Origin of the sequence: Bifidobacterium leontopitheci (assembly GCF_009193355.1) — a bacterium.
Classification (GTDB): domain Bacteria; phylum Actinomycetota; class Actinomycetes; order Actinomycetales; family Bifidobacteriaceae; genus Bifidobacterium; species Bifidobacterium leontopitheci.
Genome location: NZ_WBVT01000006.1, coordinates 1 through 22,839, shown reverse-complemented (window position 1 = coordinate 22,839; position 22,839 = coordinate 1). Strand labels below are relative to the sequence as shown.

Annotated in this window: 13 protein-coding genes; 8 read left to right on the top strand and 5 right to left on the bottom strand. The window is 65.2% G+C overall.

Features of this window, described 5'->3' with window-relative positions:
* The first annotated feature begins 41 nt into the window (after positions 1-41).
* Positions 42-1,070, top strand: a complete 1,029-nt coding sequence (nusA, locus tag F7D09_RS02980) for a transcription termination factor NusA (protein ID WP_152234014.1) — start codon at positions 42-44, stop codon at positions 1,068-1,070.
* Positions 1,071-1,281: 211 nt separating this feature from the next.
* Positions 1,282-4,242 carry a translation initiation factor IF-2 gene (infB, locus tag F7D09_RS02975; protein WP_152233948.1) on the top strand — a complete coding sequence of 987 codons (2,961 nt, stop codon included), beginning with the start codon at positions 1,282-1,284 and terminating at the stop codon, positions 4,240-4,242.
* A gap of 98 nt (positions 4,243-4,340) precedes the next feature.
* Here the strand turns inward: infB and F7D09_RS02970 are convergent, their stop codons facing one another.
* A complete protein-coding gene (locus F7D09_RS02970) occupies positions 4,341-4,922 on the bottom strand; it encodes a hypothetical protein (protein ID WP_152233947.1) in 582 nt (193 codons plus the stop codon).
* A gap of 387 nt (positions 4,923-5,309) precedes the next feature.
* On the opposite strand from F7D09_RS02970, the gene rbfA reads away from it, so the two are divergent.
* From rbfA to F7D09_RS02955, 3 genes are all read left to right on the top strand, one after another.
* Positions 5,310-5,951: a 30S ribosome-binding factor RbfA gene (rbfA, locus tag F7D09_RS02965; RefSeq protein ID WP_152233946.1), complete on the top strand. Its 642-nt coding sequence runs from the start codon at positions 5,310-5,312 to the stop codon at positions 5,949-5,951.
* Positions 5,952-5,995: 44 nt separating this feature from the next.
* A complete protein-coding gene (locus F7D09_RS02960) occupies positions 5,996-7,246 on the top strand; it encodes a tRNA pseudouridine synthase B (protein ID WP_152233945.1) in 1,251 nt (416 codons plus the stop codon).
* 95 nt (positions 7,247-7,341) lie between these two features.
* Positions 7,342-8,589 (top strand): riboflavin kinase, encoded by a 1,248-nt coding sequence (locus F7D09_RS02955; protein ID WP_152233944.1) that lies wholly within the window; start codon positions 7,342-7,344, stop codon positions 8,587-8,589.
* Positions 8,590-8,592: 3 nt separating this feature from the next.
* Here the strand turns inward: F7D09_RS02955 and radA are convergent, their stop codons facing one another.
* Positions 8,593-9,996, bottom strand: coding sequence for a DNA repair protein RadA (gene radA, locus F7D09_RS02950; RefSeq protein WP_152233943.1), 1,404 nt, complete (start codon positions 9,994-9,996; stop codon positions 8,593-8,595).
* A gap of 193 nt (positions 9,997-10,189) precedes the next feature.
* Here radA and F7D09_RS02945 point away from each other — a divergent pair, with 193 nt between their 5' ends.
* Complete coding sequence (locus F7D09_RS02945; protein ID WP_193312305.1) at positions 10,190-10,747, top strand: hypothetical protein; 558 nt, start codon at positions 10,190-10,192, stop codon at positions 10,745-10,747.
* Between the two features lie 103 nt (positions 10,748-10,850).
* Positions 10,851-10,940, top strand: a complete 90-nt coding sequence (locus F7D09_RS02940) for a 30S ribosomal protein bS22 (RefSeq protein ID WP_004268639.1) — start codon at positions 10,851-10,853, stop codon at positions 10,938-10,940.
* Between the two features lie 493 nt (positions 10,941-11,433).
* Here the strand turns inward: F7D09_RS02940 and rpiA are convergent, their stop codons facing one another.
* Positions 11,434-12,132, bottom strand: coding sequence for a ribose-5-phosphate isomerase RpiA (gene rpiA / locus F7D09_RS02935; protein WP_152233941.1), 699 nt, complete (start codon positions 12,130-12,132; stop codon positions 11,434-11,436).
* 147 nt (positions 12,133-12,279) lie between these two features.
* On the bottom strand, positions 12,280-13,518 hold the full coding sequence (locus F7D09_RS02930; protein ID WP_152233940.1) for a ribonuclease H family protein: 1,239 nt from the start codon (positions 13,516-13,518) through the stop codon (positions 12,280-12,282).
* A 503-nt stretch (positions 13,519-14,021) separates the two neighbouring features.
* Here F7D09_RS02930 and F7D09_RS02925 point away from each other — a divergent pair.
* The gene (locus tag F7D09_RS02925) at positions 14,022-20,321 is read left to right on the top strand and encodes a beta-N-acetylglucosaminidase domain-containing protein (protein ID WP_152233939.1); all 6,300 of its coding nucleotides are present in this window, start codon (positions 14,022-14,024) and stop codon (positions 20,319-20,321) included.
* A gap of 736 nt (positions 20,322-21,057) precedes the next feature.
* Here the strand turns inward: F7D09_RS02925 and pgm are convergent.
* Positions 21,058-22,734, bottom strand: a complete 1,677-nt coding sequence (gene pgm, locus F7D09_RS02920) for a phosphoglucomutase (alpha-D-glucose-1,6-bisphosphate-dependent) (protein WP_152233938.1) — start codon at positions 22,732-22,734, stop codon at positions 21,058-21,060.
* Positions 22,735-22,839 lie beyond the last annotated feature (105 nt).

Below are 22,839 nucleotides of genomic sequence, written 5' to 3'. Positions count from 1 at the left end.
TGCGCGCCACCACGGCTATAACTTCATAGGAGGTCTTGAGTATGGAACTGGACCTGGCAGGAATGCATCAGCTCGCCATCGAGCAGGGCATCGACATCGAGCAACTGGACGCCGCGCTGGAGGAGGCGCTTCGTCTCGCATATCTGAAGACACCCCATGCGGCCAAGCATGCGCGTGTCGAACTCGACACCCGTGCGGGCACCTTCACGGTGTGGGCGCAGCACGAGATTCCCGTGGAGCCCACCGAGGACGATCCCCACCCCGCGCCGAAGCTGAGCGAGGAGTACGACGACACCCCGCGCAACTTCGGACGTCTCGCCGCCGCCACCGCGCGTCAGGTAATCGGCCAGCTGTTCCGCAAGGCCGAGGACGACAAGGTGTTCGGCGCGTTCTCCGGGCAGAAAGGCAAGCTCGTCACCGGCATCGTCCAGCAGGACGCCAGCGACCCCGCCAACGTGCATGTCGCCATCGGCGACGTGGAGGCCATCCTTCCCCGTCGTGAGCAGGTGCCGGGCGAACGGTACCGTCACGGCGACCGTCTGCGCGTGTATGTGGTCAACGTGGCCCGCGGCCTCAAGGGCCCCGAAATCGTCGTGTCCCGCTCCCACCCGGAGCTGGTGCGCCGCCTGTTCGAGCGCGAGGTCCCGGAGCTGGTCTCCGGCGCCGTGTCGATCATGGCAATCGCCCGCGAGGCCGGCGCCCGCACCAAGATCGCCGTCAAGGCGAACACCGATGGCGTCAACCCCAAGGGCGCGCTGATCGGCCCCGGCGGCGCCCGTGTCCGCGCCGTCATGGAGAACCTCGGCCCCGAGAAGATCGATATCGTCGACTGGTCGGCCGATCCGGCGAAGTTCGTCGCCTCCGCACTGTCCCCGGCCGTGGCCACGGGCGTGCAGGTGATCAGCGAGAAGAACAAGACCGCCATCGCCTTCATCCACGATGACCAGCTGTCGCTCGCCATCGGCAAGGAAGGCCAGAACGCGCGTCTTGCCGCCAAGCTCACCGGTTGGAAGATCGGCATCGAATCCACCGAGGCCCACGCTCGCAAGACCGCCGAAGCGGCCAAGTAACGCCGCGACACGACGAGGCGCACGGCAGTACTGACACATCCAACGTCCCGAGTATGCTGAACAAGGCACACCGGGCGTGGATGCGTTATGCCGTCATGCCACGGAACAAGATCATAAGAGGTAACACGACCATGGTTGCACGATGAAACGGGAAGCATCCGTCATCGGAAAATAGCCGCGCAAGCCTACGCGCGGCCCAGATAGGAGTAATGTGGCGAAAAAACGCGTGTACGAACTTGCCAAGGATTTTGGCGTCGACAGCAAAACCGTCCTTGACAAGCTCAAGGACATGGGTGAATTCGTAAAATCGGCATCCTCGACTGTGGAAGCGCCTGTGGTGCGCAAGTTGAAGGGTGCATTCGGCGGCCAGCGCAGCGGCGCCGCCCAGAACACTTCCAATGAGGCGCGTCCTGCCGCGAAGCCGGCCGCCCCGCACAAGCCGTCGGCGACGCCGGGCGATGCCCGTCCCGCGGCTGCGAAGCCGCGTCCGGCGGCTTCGGCGACCCCGGCCGCGAAGCCGGTCGCCCCGCACAAGCCGGCAGCCCCCCGTTCCGGCGAAGCCGGCCGCAGCGCGATGCCGACGCCTCACGCGCCGTCCCCGCGCAACTCCGCCATCCGCGACAACCGTCACGAATCCCGTGGCGAGCGCGGCGACCTGCGCGAAGGCCGTCCGAACCGCGAGGGCGAGGCACGCCCCGGCCAGCAGCGTCATACGCCGAACGGCCAGCGTTCCGCCATGCCCGGTCCCCGTTCGCATCAGCAGGGCCGCGGCGGCCGTCCGGCGTCCGCCGAGCCGCGTGGTGAGCGTGGCGAGCGCAGCCGTCAGCCGCGTCCCGCCCAGCAGCAGGGCAACGCCGGCAACGCGATTCCGCGTCCGGCCACTCCGGGACCGCGTCCGGGCAACAATCCGTTCAGCCGCAAGCAGGGCATGCACGCCCCCACCCCGCGTGACATTCCGCGTCCGCACCCGATGGCACGTCCCACCGTCAACGGTGAGGGCGGCAACGGCGGTCGCGGTCGCGGTCCGCGTCCCGGCCAGAGCCGTTTCCGCAACGGACGTCCGACCGGCACCGGCGCGCAGGGCGCGAAGCCGGGTCAGTGGGGCCACAACCGTCCGGGTCAGGGCGGCGGCGCCCGTCCGGCCGGCAACCGTTTCGGAGCCGGCACCGGCACCAACCAGGGCGGCGGCTACCAGGGCGGCACCAGCGGTCCGTCGCGCGGCGGCGGTCGCGGTCGCGGCGGCGCAGCTGGCGCGTTCGGCCGTCAGGGCGGCAAGTCCTCGAAGGCGCGTAAGAACCGTCTGGCGAAACGTCAGGAATTCCAGGAGATGAAGGCACCCGTCATCGGCGGCGTGCGCATCCCGACCGGCAACGGCCAGACCGTTCGCCTGCGTCAGGGATCGTCCCTGGCCGACCTGGCGGAGAAGATCAACGTCAACCCGGCGGCGCTCGTCACCGTGCTGTTCCATCTCGGCGAGATGGCCACGGCCACGCAGTCGCTCGACGAGTCCACCTTCCAGATCCTCGGCGAGGAGATCGGCTGGAACATCCAGGTCGTCTCCGCCGAAGAGGAAGACAAGGAACTGCTCCAGCAGTTCGACATCAACCTGGACGAAGAGGAGCTGCAGGAGGACGAGGACCTCCAGCCGCGTCCGCCGGTCGTCACCGTCATGGGCCACGTCGACCACGGTAAGACCCGACTGCTCGACACGATCCGCAAGACCAACGTCATCGCACGCGAGGCCGGCGGCATCACCCAGCGCATCGGCGCCTACCAGGTGACCGTCGACCTGGACGGAGAGAAGCGCAAGATCACGTTCCTCGACACCCCTGGCCACGAGGCGTTCACCGCCATGCGTGCCCGCGGCGCCGAGATCACCGACGTGGCGATCATCGTGGTCGCCGCCGACGACGGCGTGATGCCGCAGACCGTCGAAGCCATCAACCACGCGAAGGCGGCCCGGGTGCCGATCGTCGTGGCGGTCAACAAGATCGACAAGCCGGGCGCCAACCCCGAGAAGGTGCGCGGCCAGCTCACCGAGTACGGCCTCGTGCCCGAGGAGTACGGCGGCGACACCATGTTCGTCGACATCTCCGCGAAGCAGAACATCAACGTGGACAAGCTCCTCGAAGCCGTGCTGCTCACCGCGGACGCGGATCTCGACCTGCGCGCCAACCCGGATATGGACGCCCGCGGCGCCACCATCGAAGCGCGACTCGACAAGGGCCGCGGCGCCGTGGCCACCGTGCTCGTCCAGCAGGGCACCCTGCACATCGGCGATGCGATCGTGGCCGGCACCTCGTACGGCCGCGTGCGCGCCATGCTCGACGAGAACGGCAAGCACATGAAGGAAGCCGGCCCGTCCACGCCTGTCCAGGTGCTGGGCCTGACCTCCGTGCCGACCGCAGGCGACCTGTTCCTCGTCGCCCCGGACGACCGCACCGCCCGCCAGATCGCCGAGAAGCGCCAGGCCACCGAGCGCGCCGCTCAGCTGGCCAAGCGCCGCAAGATCGTGTCCCTCGAGTCCCTCAAGGAGCAGTTCGCCAAGGCCGAGGTCGACATGCTCAACATCGTCATCAAGGGCGACTCCTCCGGCTCCGTCGAGGCGCTTGAGGACTCCCTGATGAAGATCGAGGTGTCCGACGAGGTCGGCATTCAGGTCATCCACCGCGGCGTCGGCGCGATCACGCAGAACGACGTCAACCTCGCCACGGTCGACAAGGCCGTCATCATCGGCTTCAACGTGCGCCCGAACCGTCAGGTCCAGGAGCTCGCCGACCGCGAGGGCGTGGAGATCAAGTACTACTCGATCATCTACAAGGCCATCGAGGACATCGAGGCGGCCCTCAAGGGCATGCTCAAGCCGGAATACGAGGAGGTCGTCACCTCCCACTCCGAGATCCGCGAGATCTTCCGCTCCTCCAAGTTCGGCAACATCGCCGGCGTCATGGTGCAGGACGGCGAGGTCAAGCGCGGTACGAAGTGCCGTATCCTGCGCAACGGTGTCGCCACGGTCAACGACCTGGAGATCTCCTCGCTGCGTCGTTTCAAGGACGACGTGCAGTCGGTCAAGGAAGGCTACGAGGCCGGTATCAACCTCGGCACCTTCAACGACATCGAGATCGGCGACATCATCGAGACCTTCGAGATGCGCGAGGTCGAGCGCAAGTAGGGTTAGCCGAAACCTCATATGAATGATGGGGGCGGTGAACGTCGTGTTACGTTCACCGCCCCCATCATTCATATTTCACGCCGAGGTGAGTGCCCCAATCAGTAGATTGTCACACGCTTGATGGTGACGATTCCATTAAAGTACGCGTGGGTGTTCGGCTTGATTTTGGCTCCTTTCACCAGTGAGCCTTTGTACAGCCATTGCAGGCTCGTCGTCCATTTGCCGCTGGTGTACTCAGAGATATTCGGCCAATTCCCCTGTTTGCTTCCTTTTCCAGAAAACCCGAATGAGGCGTATGGGGCCGTATACGGTAGCAGGCAGACATCGGTCTTGGCACAAGTTGAATGTTGAACTATTGCTTTGTCCGGCATCTCCGACAGGGGGCCCACGGTCAGAATGGAGCCGTCATCCACGCTTTGTTCGACATATAACGGTGTATCGGAATTGAGCAGCTCCTCAAGCTCTCGTTGCTGGCTGATACCCAGAGAAGCGGATACATCTGTGTCGCCAATGCGGATATAGTCACCAGTGCCAGCATCGGCGAACGATACGGCCGTGGCGGGCGCTATGCATGCCGGCAGAGCGAGCATGATACCTGCACAGAACGCTGTGATTCTCTGCTTCAACAATGGTGGTTCCTTTCTCGTTGATTGGAAAAACCATAGTACATCCATGTTCATTGATGAAGTGTCATCGGCGTGCCTCGCGTTTTTTGAGCGCGTAATGCATAGTAATGCCTCATTGGGAATGAGCGCGAACGGTATCGGTCCTGTTTGGCTTGTCTTATGGAAGACAGGACCGGCATGGCGACGAAACGGCGCAAGCCGGAAAGGACTAGGATTTCACGCTCACCTTCGGTGAGGCACCACCCCGGATTACGAGCTCATTTTCAAACGAAGCACCTCGACATGAACTGACGCATGATGGATATGGTCGGTTCCCTGAAGATTCCGGTACAGGAGGTGTTCCGGTAGCCCGCTCCTGCCGTTCTCTCAGGCTTACGGTAGAATGCTTCTTTTGACTGAAGACTTGATTGCATGCATTCACCGAACGGCAAAGGAACATCTATGGCAGGAACGAACCCGCGCGCGGCACGAGTCGCGGCGCTCATCCAGCGTGTCATCGCATCCTCGATGGAGGCCCAGCTGCACGACAAGCGACTGGTGAACGTGACCATCACCGAAGTGCGCGTCACCAACGATCTGCAGATCGCCCGCGTCTTCTGGACCCAGCTTGGCCGCGAAGGCAAGGAGGAGGGCGAGCGCAAGCGCGCGCAGCAGGCGCTCAATCAGGCGAAGGGCCGTCTGCGTTCGCTCGTCGGCACCAAGGCCGGCCTGCGGCTCACCCCGCAGCTCGAGTTCATCTACGACGAGGTGCCGACCGAGGCGCACGAGATCGAGGACATCCTCGCCATCGCCCGCAAGCGCGACGCCGAGCTGGCCAAGGCCCGCGAGACCGCGCAGTACGCAGGCGAAGCCGACCCGTACAAGCATCCCGAAGAGCGCGACAACGACTGGGATGATGACGAGGACGGCGACGACGACTGGGACGACGAAGCCGACGACTGGGGCGATGACGTTGCTGCCGACGACGTTGCTGCCGACGACGTCGAAGACAACGGCATCGGCGTGGAGACGCTCGAGGACGACGCCGAGGCGGAAGCCGACGCGGTGACCGGCACGACGACCGACGGCGACCAGCAGGACTGACCGCACTTGCCGCGGCTCCGGGCCGCCGATGCGTGGCGCCCCGCATGAGAAGGGAGAACCAGCCTGTGACCGCACAAGCCGGAGGGCAGCGAACCATCCCCGAATCCGGGATGCTGATCGTCGACAAGCCGCGCGGCGTCACCAGCCATGACGTGGTGGCCGCCTCACGCAGGCTGCTGCACACCAAGAAGGTCGGCCATGCGGGCACGCTCGACCCGATGGCCACCGGCGTACTCGTGCTCGGCTTCGGGGACGCCACACGGCTGCTCAACCACATCGTCGAACACGACAAGACCTACGAGGCCACCATCAGACTCGGCCAGGCCACCACCACCGACGACGCCGACGGCGAGTTCATCGACGTGCCGGACGTCGCCGATTCGGCCGACGCGATCGCTGATGTCGCCGACGCAGCAGCGGCCGCCATCGCCGAGTTCCGCTCCCGCTGGCGGGAGCTGTCGGCACAGCCGACTGAGGGTGGTCCAGTGGCCGCAGCCACCTTGCGCCAGCTCATCGCCCAGGTCATCGCCGCGCGTTTCACCGGCGACATCGACCAGATCCCGAACACGTACTCGGCCATCAAGATCAACGGCCAGCGCGCCTACGACCTCGCCCGCGACGGTCGTGACGTCGAACTCAAAGCCCGGCGCATCACCGTCAGCGAATTCACCGTGCTTGACTTGCGCGTCGGCTTCGTCGGCGACACACACCCCGGCGAACCGCTGACCGACCCAGCCGCGGCTGCGACATCGGCTGCGACGACTACGGCTTCGCTGCGCCCGGTCATCGACCTCGACGTGCGGGTCAGCTGCTCGGCCGGCACCTACATCCGCGCGCTCGGCCGCGACCTCGGCGCGACGCTCGGCACCGGCGGCTACCTGACCAGACTGCGTCGCACACGCATCGGCCGCTTCCACGTCACCGATCCGAACGTCGTCGTCGCGCATGCCGAGCCGCACACGTTCACCGACCGCAACGGCGTCGAACAGACACGCAACCGCGCGGTGTTCGACCTCAAGCCGACCACAGACGGCGCTGCAGACGACAGTTCCGCCGCTGATGCCGCGCTCAGCACACGCATCATCCCCATGCTCGCCGCAGCCGAAGCCGCCATGCCCACGCTCGCCATCACCGAGCAGGACGCCGACAATCTACGGTACGGCCGGCGCATCCCCTACGACATCCGCGGAACCGCCGCCGCCTACCTGCCGGACACCGGCGAGGTCGTCGCGCTCGTCGAACGGGCGAAACGCGGCGCCGCCAAGCCGGTCACCGTCTTCCGCGCCAACGGCTGAACGGGTAAGCTGATGTCGGACGCAGCCCGGCGACGGCAGCGGATACGGCACGCGCGGCACGCAACGGACGACAAGACAACCATCAAAGGAACAGCATGAAAGTCACGAATCTCACTCCGGACGCCACCGGCCTGGTCGAATGGCCCACCCTGAGCACCGGCAAACGCTCCATCGTCACGGTGGGCGTGTTCGACGGCATGCACCGGGGGCACCGGACCGTCATCCGCCGCGTCGTGGAACTGGCGAAGAAGCACGACGCGATCTCCGCGGTGGTGATGTTCGACCCGCGCCCGGGCGTGGTGCACGGATACGCGAAAACGCATGACGGCATGGAGCCGCCGGCCGGGTTCGTGGACGCGCTCGCGCTCACCGGCGTGGACCAGCGGCTGCGCGTCATGCAGGAGATGGGCGTGGACCATGTGCTGGTCGTGCGCTACACGCTGGCGTTCGCCGCGAAATCGTACCGGTTCTTCCTCGGCCAGATGGTCGGAAAGCTCGGCATGCGCACGATGGTGCTCGGCGAGGACGCCGCGCTCGGCGCCAACCGTGCGGGTGACCTCAAGGCCATCAACCTGTACGCGCAGGCGTTCGGCGTGTTCGAGCTCGACGTGGTCGACGACCGCGGCCCCGGCCACGTGCGTGTGCCGGTCGATGCCAAACCGCAGATGCCCGCCGAGCCGGGCGAGCCGAAGGACCCGACCGAAGGCATGAGCAAGGCGGAGAAGCGCGCGTGGAGCAAGAAGCTGCAGGCGAAGGACGTGCGCGTGTGGAGTTCCACGAACGTGCGCTACATGCTTTCGCAGGGCCGCGTGCAGGCGGCAGCCGAGATCCTCGGCGAGCCGCACGGCATCGAGGGCACGGTCGTGCACGGGGAGGAACGCGGCCGCACGATCGGCTTCCCGACCGCGAACCTGGGCAGCGACATCGAAGGGTACATCCCGGTGGACGGCGTGTACGCCGGCTGGCTGATCGACCTGGGGCCGTCCGGGGCGGCGGTTGCGGCTGCGAATGACGATGAGACGGCCGAGACCGTGAGCCCGGCGATTCCGCACACGTACGATCCGGGCATGAGCGTCGCACGTCTGGCAGCTGACTCGCCGTACCGCTGGCCGGCCGCCATCTCGATCGGCACCAAGCCGACATTCAGCGAAAAGACCGGCCTCAACGAGCGCGTGGTCGAAGCCTACGCCGTCACCGACGACTGGCTCGACCTGTACGATCACGACGTGCGCGTCGAATTCGCCGGATTCCTGCGCCCGCAGGTGCGGTTCGCCGGAGCCGACGAGCTCGCCGCGGAACTCAGGCGCAACGTGCAGGAGACCCTGCGCATCACCGCCCGCTGACCATCAGATCACCTTCAGCGCATCCAACGCGTCGCGCAGGTGCGTCACTTCGACGATGCGCAAGCCCTCGATGGCAACCTTCTTGCGCGTCGGCGGCACCACGGCCACGGTGAACCCCAGCCGCGCCGCCTCGCGCAGACGATGCTCCAGCCGCGGCACCGGGCGGATCTGCCCGGTGAGCGAGATCTCGCCGATCGCGCAGATCGACCGCACGATCGGCTTCGCCTTCGCGGCGCTCGCCAACGCGGCGACGATCGCCAGATCGCACGCCGGCTCCTTCGCCAGTCCGCCGGCGATCGTCGACACATACAGGTCGTTCGCCAGCAGGTTCACCTTGCCGTGCCGGTACAGCACGGCGGTGAGCATGGCGATGCGGTTCGCCTCCACGCCCACCACGGCGCGGCGCGGCGTCGGCAGCACCGAATTCGTTACCAGCGCCTGGATTTCGATCGGCAGGCTGCGATGCCCGTCCAGCGTGAACGTGACGCACGTACCCTCCACCTGCTCGTCCGCCGATGACAGGAACAGTCCGGACGGGTCGCTCACCTCCTCGATGCCCTCGCCGCTCATGTCGAAGCAGCCCACCTCGTCGGTCGGCCCAAAGCGGTTCTTCACCGCGCGCAGCATCCTGAGCGCCGTCTCCGCGTCGCCCTCGAACTGGCAGACCACATCCACCAGGTGTTCGAGCGTGCGCGGACCGGCGATCGAGCCGTCCTTGGTGACGTGCCCGACCAGCAGCACCGGCACATCCAGTGTCTTCGCCGTGTCAATCAGTGCGCTTGCCACCTCGCGCACCTGCGTGGAGCCGCCGGAGATGCCATCCACGTCCTGCGAGACGATGGTCTGCGCCGAATCCACGATCGCCAGCGTCGGCCGTTCCCGCTCGATCAGCCCCAGCACGGTGGCCAGGTCGGTGGTGGAGGCGAGTAGCAGGTTCGGCTCCATCGCGTTGATGCGTGCGGCACGCAGCCGCACCTGCGCCTGCGACTCCTCGCCGGAAAGGTACAGGACCTTGCCGTCCGGCCGTGCGGCGGCGATGTTGCCGGCCGTCTCGAGCAGCAGCGTCGACTTGCCGATGCCCGGCTCGCCGGCGATCAGGACCACCGAGCCGGGCACGATGCCGCCGCCGAGCACACGGTCGAACTCGCCGAAGCCGGTCGCCAGCCGCGCCGCCGTGGACGTGTCGACCTGCGTGATCGGCGTCGCGGCGCTGATGGCGGTCGCCGTCGCCGCCTGCGTACGCGACGTGCGGCCGGGTGCCGCCGTACGCGACGATGTGGCGGCCGGCCGGGCCTCATGAAACTCCTCGACCGTGCCCCACTGGCCGCATTGCGGACAGCGGCCCACCCATTTGAGACCGTCCCAACCACATTCGCTGCATACGTACCGCGTCGTCGATTTCGCCATACCGCGACACTACCACACACGGTCGGTGCGGCCGGTGGATTCAGCTGATTGCGACGGTTGGGTGCGCGTCATGCGGCCGTGAGACAATCGCACCATGGCTCAGATTCGCAGTACCGCTCAGATTCCGTCGTCCCCCTCCTCTGCGCACGACCCTCATGGCCGCTCGCCGTCGCACGGCAAGCTGGTCACGGTGATGACCGTCGTGGCGGCGGTCGTCGTGCTGGCGTTGCTGTCCGCGTTCGTATGGCCCGGCTGGGCACTCAACAAGACCGATGAGGTCGAGCAGGTGCAGCAGCAGACCGCGAAGGAGCCCACCAAGCCGAGCATCAAGGCGACGAAACTGCCGGACGACGCGACCGAACTGCTCAAGGCCATGCCGGACAGCGTGCTCAACTATGCGCGCACCAAGGCGGGCACCAGCGAGACGTGGCAGTCCGCGTCGCCGCTGGAGGAATACACGATCACGTACTCGACCGGCACGAAGTCCAAGGACGTCACCGTGATCGTCGGCCAGTGGTCCGATTCCGACACGGCGAAGAAGCAGTATGATGCGCTCGCGGAGAACCTGACCGGCAAGGAGCTGAAATCCGGCAACGTCAAGGTCTCCGGCAAGACCACCGGCACCTACACCGTGCATGCGGACGCCGACGGCAAGCAGGCTACGGCATTGTGGCAGAACGACACGGCGGTGTTCGAGGTGACCGGAGGCAAGGAATCGGTGCTGAGGTTCTACCCCTCGTTCCCGCTGTGACGCGGGTTGCCGGCCGCCTGATGAACCGTCTCGGCGTGTAAGTCCGTCAATGCGTGTACCATTGGGCAAGTTGCAAACTTTACACGACTAAGGGAGGCTGACGATGGGTTCGGTCATCAAGAAGCGCCGCAAGCGGATGAGCAAGAAGAAGCACCGCAAACTGCTGCGTAAGACTCGCCACCAGCGCAAGTAGTCTTTTCGCTCACTCGGTGAGCCCAAGCCCTCCCGCGAATCGCAAGATTCGCAGGAGGGCTTTTCTTATCCCCGCGTCCTCCGGATTCCGCCGCACTCACCCAACCGACCGTACTCGGGGAGGTCGGTTTGAGTACGGTCGGTTCAGGATTTTCGACGGAACGTACTCGGGGAGGTTGGTTTGGGTACGTTTCGTTGACAATTCTTGACGGAACGTACTCGTAGAGGTCGGTTTGAGTACGGTCGGTTGGGAAATGGTGACGGAACGTACCCGGAGGTGTAGTTACGAGTACGGTCCGTTCAGAGTTTTCGACAAACCGTACTCGGAGAGGGCGATTCGGGTACGGTCGGTTGGGAAATATCGACGGAGCGTACTCGGGGGAGCGTGGCGAGACGACTGGAGTGGCGGTCCGGATATGCGAACGCGCCGGATACCGTGTCCGATATCCGGCGCGCCTGTGCTGTTTCGCTAGTGTCGTTTCGCTAGTGCGACGTCACTTGTTGCTGTTGGTCATCACACGCGGGCCGTCCGGGTCGCCGACGATGACCTTGTCCACCATGTTGAGGAACAGGCCGTGCTCCACGACGCCGACCGTGGTGATGAGGTCTTCGGCCAGGTCCTGCGGGTGGTCGATGCGGTCGAGGTGCAGGTCGACCACGTAGTTGTTCTCATCGGTGCGCACCGGCTTGCCCTCGGCGTCCAGACGCAGCGTCGGCTTGTAGCCGCGCGCCTCGAAGCGCTTGATCACGTGGCCGGCGCCGAACGGGATCACCTCGACCGGCAGCGGGAACTTGCCGATGGTGTCCACGACCTTGGACTCGTCCACGATCCACACGATCTTGTTGGAGTTCGTCGCCACGATCTTCTCCCACAGCAGGGCCGCGCCGCCGCCCTTGATGCCGTTGAAGTTCTTGTCGACCTCGTCGGCGCCATCGATGGTGATGTCGATGTGGTCGACGTCATCGATGTCGACGATCTTGATGCCGTAGCCTTCGGCCTGCTCCTGCGTGCGGCGGGAGGTGGTGACGCCCGTGAACTCGAGGCCCTCCTCCTTGACGCGGCGGCCGAGCTCGTCCACCAGGAAGCGGACCGTGGAGCCGGTGCCGAGGCCCGCGATCATGCCGTTCTCGATCAGCTTGGCGGCTTCGATGCCAGCCGCCTTCTTCAGCGCGTCCTGCTGTGCCTTATCCATAACGTAACTCCTTCGATAGTGCTGCATTCGTCGGCGCCGGAGCGGCGTCTCGAACCCACCTCTATATTATCGACATGTCTGACGGCCGCCGACGTCCGTCCGCTGTACGGGAACACGCCGCCGTGCGATACCGCACGCAGCGGCGTCTCAACGCATGTAGAACGTCGCGTCGCCGATCGTGATCGTGCCGTCGCCGTTCACATAGCCGTCCACGGCGACCAGTCCGTGGATGACGCGCGGCCTGCCGTCATACGTGGGGCTTGATGACGGCGGGGGAGAGAAACGCAACGTGCCCGAGACCGCGAGCGCGGTCGGGCGCAGTCCGCCGGTCGGCTGCGTTGCGGCAGGCGTGGGCGTGGCGCTGTCGCCTGATGTCGGTGCGACTCCGGCTGCCTGCTGCGGTCGCTGCTGTGTCGCTGGCGTTGCGGCGGACCGACTGTCACGGCTGGCGCTCGCCGTGACATCGGTGGTGCCGTCTGTCGTGGCAGCGGTGGCATCGTCTGCCGTGGTGCCTGCCGGAACAGCGGTCGTCGCGTTAGATATCACAGCGTGCGTGACATCCGGCGAGGCACCCGCCGTCGTCTGCGCGGTCGCGGCGTTCGTCGCCTTGTCCGATGGCGTGGCAGCATCGTGATCCTTGCCGCCGTACAGTTCCGGTACACCTTCCGGCTCGGCGAGCAGATCGGCGAGCGACGGCTTACCGGCACCGCCGACCTGCCGTTTGCCGGAGGACGCGGCAGCCGACGATCCGGTGGATGCCCCGCCGGACTCCTCGCCGCGGCCGAGATGATATTCGTCCGCCGAAATCCGGCCGTCCATCAGCATCTGCGCGTCCTCGGGCACGTGCGTGCCCTTCGCATACTCGCTCGCCAGCAGCGACTGCCAGCCCTCCAACGGCAGATACCCCTCCCGTACGCCGCTGCGGCAGTCGCCGGCGTACGTACGCGCCAGCTCGTCGACCTTCTCGTTGCCGGTGTTGCCCGCATGGCCCTTGACCCACACGAACCGCACCGAGCCGGGTCGCCGCGTCAGCTCCGCGTCGATCGCCTTGATGAGCGCCGCGTTCTTCACCGGCTTCTTCTGCGAGTTCTTCCAGCCGTTCTTCTTCCAGCCGTGCACCCACTTGGTGGAGCAGTTGATCGCGTACTGCGAATCGGTTTCGATGACGAGCGGCTCGGCGCCGGGATGCGCGCGCAACGCCTCCAGCACGGCGCACAGCTCGCCGATCTGGTTGGTGCCGTTCGTGGCGCCGCCCGCGTCGCAGTCGCCGTCATGCTCGTGGCCGTCGGTGTGCGCGGCGTTCGGTGTATGGTCGGCCCAGGCCCAGCCCATGGGGCCGTTCGGATTGCCCAGGGCGCTTCCGTCTGTCGATACGGTGATGGTCATGTGCGACTCGCTTTCTGGTCAATCCTCACGGCCCCTTCGCGGGCGCAGACTGCGCGCCCGCTCACTTCGCCTACGGCCAGCCCACCGGGCTGTCCGTTTGACGGCTCAGCGTTCGGATTGCCCAGGGCGCTTCCGTCTGTCGATACGGTGATGGTCATGTGCTCCAAGCGTAGGCGGCGGCGTGGTCGGGGGAGCGAATGCTGTCGGTTGATGGTGCGGTTTGCCCGTTTCCGCGGCGAAAAACGGGCAAACCGCGCCATCAATCCGGGAATCCGGGTGCTTGGACACGGGAAATCAGGTCGGAAACACCTCCGAAACACAGACGCGCGAAAAAGGTCGCGTTATTTTGTTAACTATATATACTGATATAGTGAACACCACCAGATGAACTCATGAAAGTTCCCGTCGTCACGGTGTAAAGCGGCATCGTGGCGGCCAGTCAAGGATGAGGGATTCAGATTTCGGCGTATTCCCATGCGCCGACGAAGAAAGGATAATCCAGTATGCGCAGCAAGGCATTAGGCGGTCTGCTCGCGTTGGCGATGGCGATCACCCCGGTCGCCGCCGTCGGCGTGTCCACCGCCGTTGCGGCTGACGATACGGCGACGGCATCGTCCGACTACACGCTGTACCCGAAACCGCACTCCATCACCTATGATGACGGGCAGTACATCCTGCGCGACATCAACGTCATTTACGATGACGGCATCGACGAGGCCACCCAGGACCGTCTCGACGAGGTTGCGGCCCTGAAGAACCTCAAGGTCACCGAATCCGACAAGGCCGTCGCAGGCAAGACCAACGTCTACGTCGGCATCAGCGGCTCCGACGGCAAGGCCGACACCGCCATCGAGTCCAAGTACAGCCCGGCCGAAACCACGTTCGAGAAGAACGACTCCTACTTCCTCAAGTCCGACAACGGCACGATCGCCGTGCTCGGCAAGGACACCGACGCCAGCTTCTACGGCCTGACCACCCTGTACCAGGTGCTCGGCCAGCTCGACAGCCTCTCCATCCGCAACTTCACCGTCACCGACTACTCCGACGTGGCGAGCCGCGGATTCATCGAAGGCTACTACGGCAACCCGTGGAGCACGCAGGACCGCATCAACCTGATGAAGTTCGGCGGCTACTACAAGATGAACGCCTACTTCTACGCGCCGAAGGACGACCCGAAGCACAACGCGAAGTGGCGTGAGCTGTACACCGAGGACGAGCTGAAGGAGAAGATCCAGCCGCTCGCCGAGGCCGGCAACGAGTCGAAGACCCGCTTCGTGTTCGCGCTGCACCCGTTCATGTACAACGCGTTCCGCTTCGACACCGACGAGCATTACCAGGAAGACCTCGCCACCCTGCAGGCCAAGTTCCTGCAGACCATCAAGGTGGGCGTGCGCCAGATCGCCATCCTCGCCGACGACGCGGCGAACGTGGGCGGCGCCAACTACACCAAGCTGCTCAATGACATGGTCGCGTGGCTGAAGGAACAGCAGAAGACCTACCCCGACCTCAAGGTCACGCTGCCGTTCGTCACCGTCGAATACATGTACAACGGCGAAAGCTACTACCAGAACTTCCCCAAGGAAGTGCAGATCGTCATGACCGGCGGCCGCATCTGGGGCGAGGTCTCGCAGAACTACGTCAACACCTTCTACAACAACGCCAAGCGCGGACCGTTCCTGTGGATCAACTGGCCGTGCACCGACAACTCGAAGGACCACCTCATCATGGGTGGCTACGACACGTTCCTGCACCCGGGCGTCGACCCGGAGAAGATCCAGGGCATCATGCTCAACCCGATGCAGCAGTCGGAGCCGAGCAAGGTCGCCATCTTCGGCAACGCCACCTACTCGTGGAACATCTGGCAGACCAAGGCCGAAGCCGACCAGGCGTGGAGCGACTCGTTCAGCTTCGTCGACCACAACACCGCCGTGCCGACCGCCGCGTCCAACGCGCTGCGTGAGCTCAGCAAGCACATGATCAACCAGAACATGGACTCCCGCGTCACCGCGTTGCAGGAATCTGTGGACCTGGCCCCCGCGCTGACCGCCGCCAAGGAGAAGATGACAGCCGGCACCCTCACCGCCGACGACCTCACCGACATCAAGGCCGCGTTCGTCAAGCTGCAGAAGGCCGCCAAGACCTACCGCGCCAAGGGCAACAAGCAGCTCATCGGCGAGACCGAGGACTACTCGGGCGCCAACGCGAACGAGCAGCTCGGCCCGTGGCTCGACTCCTGGGACGACACCACCAAGGCGGCGCTCGCCTACATCGCGGGCATCGAGGCCTCCCTCAAGGGCGACTCGTCCGCCATGCTCAAGCAGTACTCCGTCGCGCAGGCCGCGTACACCGCGTCCAAGAGCCACGGCTTCTACTACATGGGCGAAACCAAGCACGCCGAAGTGGGCGTCCAGCACATCGTGCCGTTCATCAAGGCCATGGACTCCTACCTGTCCGCCAAGGTCCAGCAGGACGCCGATCCGAGCGTCGTGACCAAGACGTACATCTCCAACAAGTTCAACACGCCGGCCACCGGCTCCCTGTCCGACATCTTCGACGGTGACGATTCGACCATCGCGTCGTTCCAGACCCCGAACAAGCTGGCCAAGGACGACTACATCGGCGTGAAGTTCAGCCAGCCGATCACCGTGAACACGATCCGCTTCGCGTTCGGCCCGGCCCAGAAGAACCACTTCAACAAGTCGAAGCTCCAGTACACCACCGACGGCAACGAGTGGAAGGACGTGAACGGCGAGGTCTACGACCGCCCGAACGTCACGAACAGCAAGCCGATCGAGGCCACCGGGCTCAACCTTGAAGGCGTCACCGCCGTGCGCCTGATCGCCACCGAGGCCAACACGGCTGACCTGTGGGTCGACCTCGCCGGCATCGACATCAACAAGGCGGCCGACACCGACACCACCGGCGAGCCGTACACGGCGACCGGCATCGAGATGGAGAACCTCAAGGTTCCGAACAACTACACCACCTCGCACCCGGCCAACTACGCGATCGACGGCGACACCTCCACCTCCGCGTGGTTCCAGGCCACCGACGGCGACTACACCCCGGCCAACGCGTCGGTGATCATCGACCTCGGCGAGTCCAAGTCCATCGGCTCCGTCAAGGTTGTGCAGGGCGACAGTGCCTCCAGCACCGATATCCTCGACTCCGGCAAGATCCAGGTCAGCGAGGACAAGACCAACTGGACCAACCTCGGCGACCTGCAGGGCAAGACCCAGTTCACCGTGACCGGCAACGCCAAGGGCCGCTACGTGCGCCTGCTCAACGGCGCCCGCAAGGCTGTGTGGTGGCGTCTGAGCGAAGTGTCCGTCTACCCGGCCACCGAGACCCAGACCGGTCCGTACACGGTCACCAATGCGACCATCGAGAACCAGGTCGTTGCGGACGGCCAGCTGTCCAGCCTGTACGACGGCAGCACCGCCGACACCCCGGTGGTCATGCTGACCCACAGCCGTGACGACTCCGACGGCGACAAGGACCACACCATCGTCGACGCGTCCATCACGCTCGACCTCGGTGAGGCCAAGAAGATCGGCTCCGTCACCATGGCACAGGGCCAGTCCAGCTCCGACGACATCATCGTCAAGGGCGAGGTCCAGGTCAGCACCGATGGCACCACGTTCACCAAGTTCGGCGAGTTCAACAACGCCGGCAAGGACGTGACCGTCAAGGGCACCGCCACCGACGCCCGCTACGTGCGCGTCGTCAACAAGGAACTGACCCAGAAGTGGTGGCGCGTGCGCGAGATCACCGTGAACCCGCCGGTCTCCGTCGACGCGACGAAGTACGTGTACACGAACCTCGACAACTCGACGTTCACCGCCACGAAGGACGACAGCAAGGCCGAACTGTCCGCAGGCACCGTCTCGCTCGCCAAGGGCAAGTACGTGGGCCTCGACCTCGGCGCCATCACCAAGCTCAAGGCCGCCACCCTCACCGTGGGCGACGCCGCGGGCCTCAAGCTCCAGTCCTCCGACAACGGCCTCGTCTGGTCCGACATCAAGTCCGGTGACCTCGCCGAGGGCACGACCGCACGCTACATCCGCGTGGTCAACACCGCCGACGCCGCCGCGACCGCGACCATCACCGCGTTCAACGTGACGCTCGACACCATCGGTGTGTACGGCAAGATGATCAACTCCGACATCCCCGTCAACACCAGCTGGGGTACGGACACCCGTAACACCCTCAACGCGTTCGACGGCGACATGAACACGGTCATCAAGTTCGCCGGCCAGCCGTCCAAGGACAACGTCGCCGACTTCGACCTCGGCCAGCCGATCGACATCACGTCCCTGCGCATCTACACCTCCGACAGCCAGTACGACTACATCCGCGATTCCGTGATCCAGATGTCGGCCGACGGCGAGAACTGGGTGGATGCGTTCACCATCGGTGACGGCGTCGCCGACACCGACGTGACCTCCTCGTTCGGCAGCATCAGCGATCCGGCCAAGAAGACCGACTCGCAGTACCCGAACGTGCTGTACTACGGCAAGGACGACATCGCCAACGGCAAGGGCATGCGCTACCTGCGCATCAAGGCCACCGCGAACTACCCGGTGCGCGCTCTCGCGTTCAACGAGTTCATGGTGAACAAGGGCGCGTACGTCTCCACCGAGACCAACGCGGCGTTCTCCGCCACCGTCACCGAGGAGCGTGGCCACACGCCGAGCGCCATGCTTGACGGCGACCTGACCACCACGTACAAGCCGAGCGCCGCCAACGGCTCGCTGACCTACAAGATCGGCGACCCGGCGAAGGTCAAGTCGTTCCGCTTCGTGCAGTCCGGCGACGCCAGCGACGCGACCGTGACCGGCCAGGTCTATGACGCGACCTCCGGCAAGGTCGAGGACGTGACGTTCGGCACGCTCTCCCAGGCGATCAACGCCTTCAACGTGCCCGACGGCAAGCAGCTGGTGAACGTCAAGGTCACGTGGACCGACAAGATCCCCGAGATCTCCGAGTTCATCACCGTCGCCACCGCCGACGCGGCCGCCGACGTGACCGCCGCGAAGACCGCCCTCAAGGCCGAGCTCGACAAGACCGTCGACACCGCCACGTGGACCGCCGACTCCAAGAGCGCGTACGAGGCCGCCAAGGCCGCCGCGCAGAAGGTGTACGACAGCCCGCAGGCCGCCGTCGCGTCCATCGACTCCGCCAAGCAGGCGCTCGCCAGCTCCGTCGAGTCCGCCGTGACGAAGGCCGACGCCGCCGCGATCGCCGCGCTCCAGAAGCTCGTGGACGAGGCACTGAACAACGACGACCACTACTACACGGGCGTCACGTTCGCCGCCTACTCCGACGCGCTCGATGAGGTCAAGGAGGCGCTCAAGAGCACCGACAACCTCTCCGCCGCCGACGCCGCCGACCTCAAGAAGGCCGTGGACGACGCGATCGCCGCGCTGAAGTACTCCGACTACCAGCGTGAGCTGGCGACCATCGCGGTCGAGGACTTCGCCACAATCTCCGCCGACGACTACACCACCGACTCCTATAACGCGCTCAAGAGCGCCAAGGATGCGGTGCAGGCGCTCATCGACGCGACCGACACCAAGCCGTCCGCGTTCGCCGGCAAGGTCAAGGCGTACAACGACGCCAAGGCCGCGCTCGTCAACGTGGTGGAGCTCAAGGCGCAGATCGCGCACGAGTCCAACTACAAGGAGGCCGACTACACGGCCGAGACGTGGAAGGCGTACGCCGACGCGCTGAAGACCGCCAAGGCCGCGCTCGTCAACGGCACGACCGAGACCGTCGCCGCCGCGCTCGCCGCGCTGAAGACCGCCGAGAACGGCCTTGAGCGCACGACCCCGGCGCCCGACACCACGGAGCTCGACCAGACCATCGCCGACATGGAGAAGATCTCCAACGCCGACGGCGAGTACACGACCGCCAGCTTCAAGGCGCTCACCGACGCGATCGCGAAGGCCAAGAGCGACAAGGCCAAGGAGGACGCCGAGCTCAACACGGCGAACATCAAGGCCATGAAGGACGCGAAGGCAGCTCTCGTCTCCGTCGTCGCGCTGCGCGCCAAGGTCGCCGAGGCCGGCAAGATCGACGCAGGCAAGTACACCACGGCCAGCTACGCCAAGCTCGCCGCGCTGCTCGCCGCCGCCGACGCCGGTGACGTGAAGGGTCTCGACACCCTCTACGCCTCCGGTACGGTTGAGGAGATCGCCGCCCGCGTGGCAGCGATCGACGCCGCGGTCAAGGCGCTCGCCCCGGCTGCGAAGACCGCCGACATCAAGGCCTACGTGGATGGCATCAAGGTCGTCGCCCAGGGCGACTACACCGACGCCAGCTACAAGGCTTACGTCGACGCCTACAACGCGCTCAAGGCGCTGGCCGCCAAGGGTCAGGGCGAGGTCAGCCTCGCTGAGTTCGACGCCGCGAAGGCCGCCTTCGAGGCAGCCGCCGCCAAGCTGACGCTCAAGCCGGTGGACGACGCCATCGCCAAGCGCAAGGACGACCTGCTTGCCAAGATCCCTGCCGACCTGAGCGGCTACACCGCCGACTCGGCCAAGAAGGTCACCGATCTGGTCGCCAAGATCAAGGCCGGCAAGTGGAACGTCACCAACCAGGATGAGCTCTCCAAGCTGCTCGACCAGCTCGAGGCCGCCGTCAAGGGCCTCAAGCTGGCCGATACCGGCAAGCCGGGCGCGGGCAACAAGGACGTCATCTCCAAGACCGGCGCCGACGTGCAGGGTGTGGCGATCATCGCCGCGATCGTGCTGTCGCTCGGCCTGGCCGGCGTCGCCGCGGCCAGTCGCCGCCGCGCGTGAGCGATGCGGATTCCGATGATGCGGCCCGGCTGTCGGTACGGTTCTTGCGGAGCCGACCGAAGCCGGGCCGGTCATCCGGGCCGATACGCTGACACGACACAGACATAGCCGCACACGCAACAAGCGGGCGGGTTCCCATCTCAGTGGGAGCCCGCCCGCTTGCGTATATCCGAACCGACCGTACCCGAAACAACATCCACGAGTACGGTCGGTTGGACAAGTCATGACGGACCGTACCCGTGGAACGTCTACGAGTACGTTCCGTCAGGAAAAGTTGACGGAACGTACTCGTACGGCCGTTTCGAGTACGGTCCGTCGACAATATTTGACCGACCGTACCCGTACGACGTCTACGAGTACGGTCGGTTGTGTATTGCTGACGGACCGTACTCGAAGGACTGGGTTTGGGTACGGTCGGTCGAGAATCTTTGACGGAACGTACTCATACGACGTCTACGAGTACGGTCGGTCAGGATTGTTCGACGGAACGTACTCGAAGGAGTGGGTTTGAGTGCGGTTCGTTGAGAAAATATGACGGAACGTACTCTAACGGTGTCTACGGGTACGTTCCGTCGAAAAATGCTGGCGGAACGTACCCGGGCATGTAAAAGCGGGCCGTCGCGATGGTTCCCGACATGGGAATCAGTTGCGACGGCCCGCTTACGATGCCACTGCGATCTGCGGCAATGTCATCTGCGGCCTATGCCATTCACATGACGTCCGGCCGCAAGTCAGCTCACTCGCCGAGGGCCTTGTCGACCACCTCGGAGGCTTCCGCGAGCACCTTGTCGAGGGCCTCGGGGCTCTCGAACGACTCGGCGTACACCTTGTAGATGTTCTCGGTGCCGGACGGGCGGGCCGCGAACCAGTTGTCCTTGGTGGTGACCTTGAGGCCGCCGATCTTGGCGTGGTTGCCCGGCGCCTCGGTCAGCTTGGCGGTGATGTCCTCACCGGCGAGCTGCGTGGCGGTCACGTCGTCGCCGGTCAGCGAGGCGAACTTCTGCTTCTGCTCGAGCGTGGTCGGCGTGTCGATGCGCTTGTACCAGCTCTCGCCGAAGCGCTCCACCTGCTCCTGGTGCAGCTGGGCCGGGTTCTTGCCGGTCTTGGCGGTGATCTCGGCGGCCAGCAGGTCGGGGATCAGACCGTCCTTGTCGGTGGTCCACACGCGGCCGTCGCGACGCAGGAAGCTCATGCCGGAGCTCTCCTCGCCGCCGAACGCGACCTGGCCCTTGAACAGCGGGTCGACGAACCACTTGAAGCCGACCGGCACCTCCATGACCTTCGCGCCGATGGACGCGGCCACGCGGTCGATCAGGGACGAGGAGACGAGCGTCTTGCCGACGGCCGCACCCTCGGGCCAGCCCGGACGGTTGCCGCCGAACAGGTACTCGACGCACACGGCGATGTAATGGTTCGGGTTCATCACGCCCCAGTTCGGGCAGACGATGCCGTGACGGTCGGCGTCGGGGTCGGTGCCGCCGACGAGATCGTACTTGTCCCACGCGCCGGCGTTGAGCTCGTCCACGAGGCCCTTCATCGCGTACGGCGAGGACGGGTCCATGCGGATCTTGCCGTCATGGTCGATGGTCATGAAACGCCACGTCGGGTCGACGGTCGGGCGCACCACGCCGATGTTCAGGCCGTACTTCTCGTTGATGAGCGGCCAGTAGTTCACGGACGCGCCGCCGAGCGGGTCGATGCCCAGACGCACGCCGGAGTTGCGGATCACGTCGAAGTCGATGACGTTCTCCAGGTCGGCGACGTAGTGCTCGCGGAAGTCGAAGCCCTCAACGAGGTCGGACTTGATGGCCTCCTCGTACGGCACGCGCTTGACGTTGCGGTAGTCGGCGAGCAGTTCGTTGGCGCGCGCGGCGATCGCGTTGGTCACGTCGGCCGGGGCAGGGCCGCCGGTGACGGGATCGTACTTGAAGCCGCCGTCGGTGGGCGGGTTGTGGGACGGGGTGACCACGATGCCGTCGGCCAGGCCTTCGCCGGTGAAACGCTGGGTGCCGTCGGCCGCGCGGTTGTGGGTCAGGATCGCCTGGGAGACGACCGGGGTGGGCACGAAGTCGTCACGCGAGTCGATGCGCACGTGCACGCCGTTGGCGACGAGCACCTCGATGGCGGTCTTCTTGGCCGGGGCCGACAGCGCGTGCGTGTCGGAGCCGAGGTACAGCGGACCGGTGACACCGGCCTGCTTGCGGTACTCGGCGATGGCCTGCGTGATGGCGACGATATGGGCCTCGTTGAACGAGGTCTTCAGGGACGATCCGCGGTGGCCGGAGGTGCCGAAGATGACACGCTGCTCGGGGACGTTCGGATCGGGGACGAGGTCGTAGTACTTGCCGATGACTTCGTCGACGTTGATCAGATCAGCTGGGGTGGCGGGGAGACCCGCATTGTTTGCTACCATACGTCCTATTGTGCCACGAACGGTACCTTGTGACGGTACATTTGTGTAAGTATTTGTGATTTTTTGTTCAGATTTTGGCGATTTGGCGGTGCTGTTCATTAACGG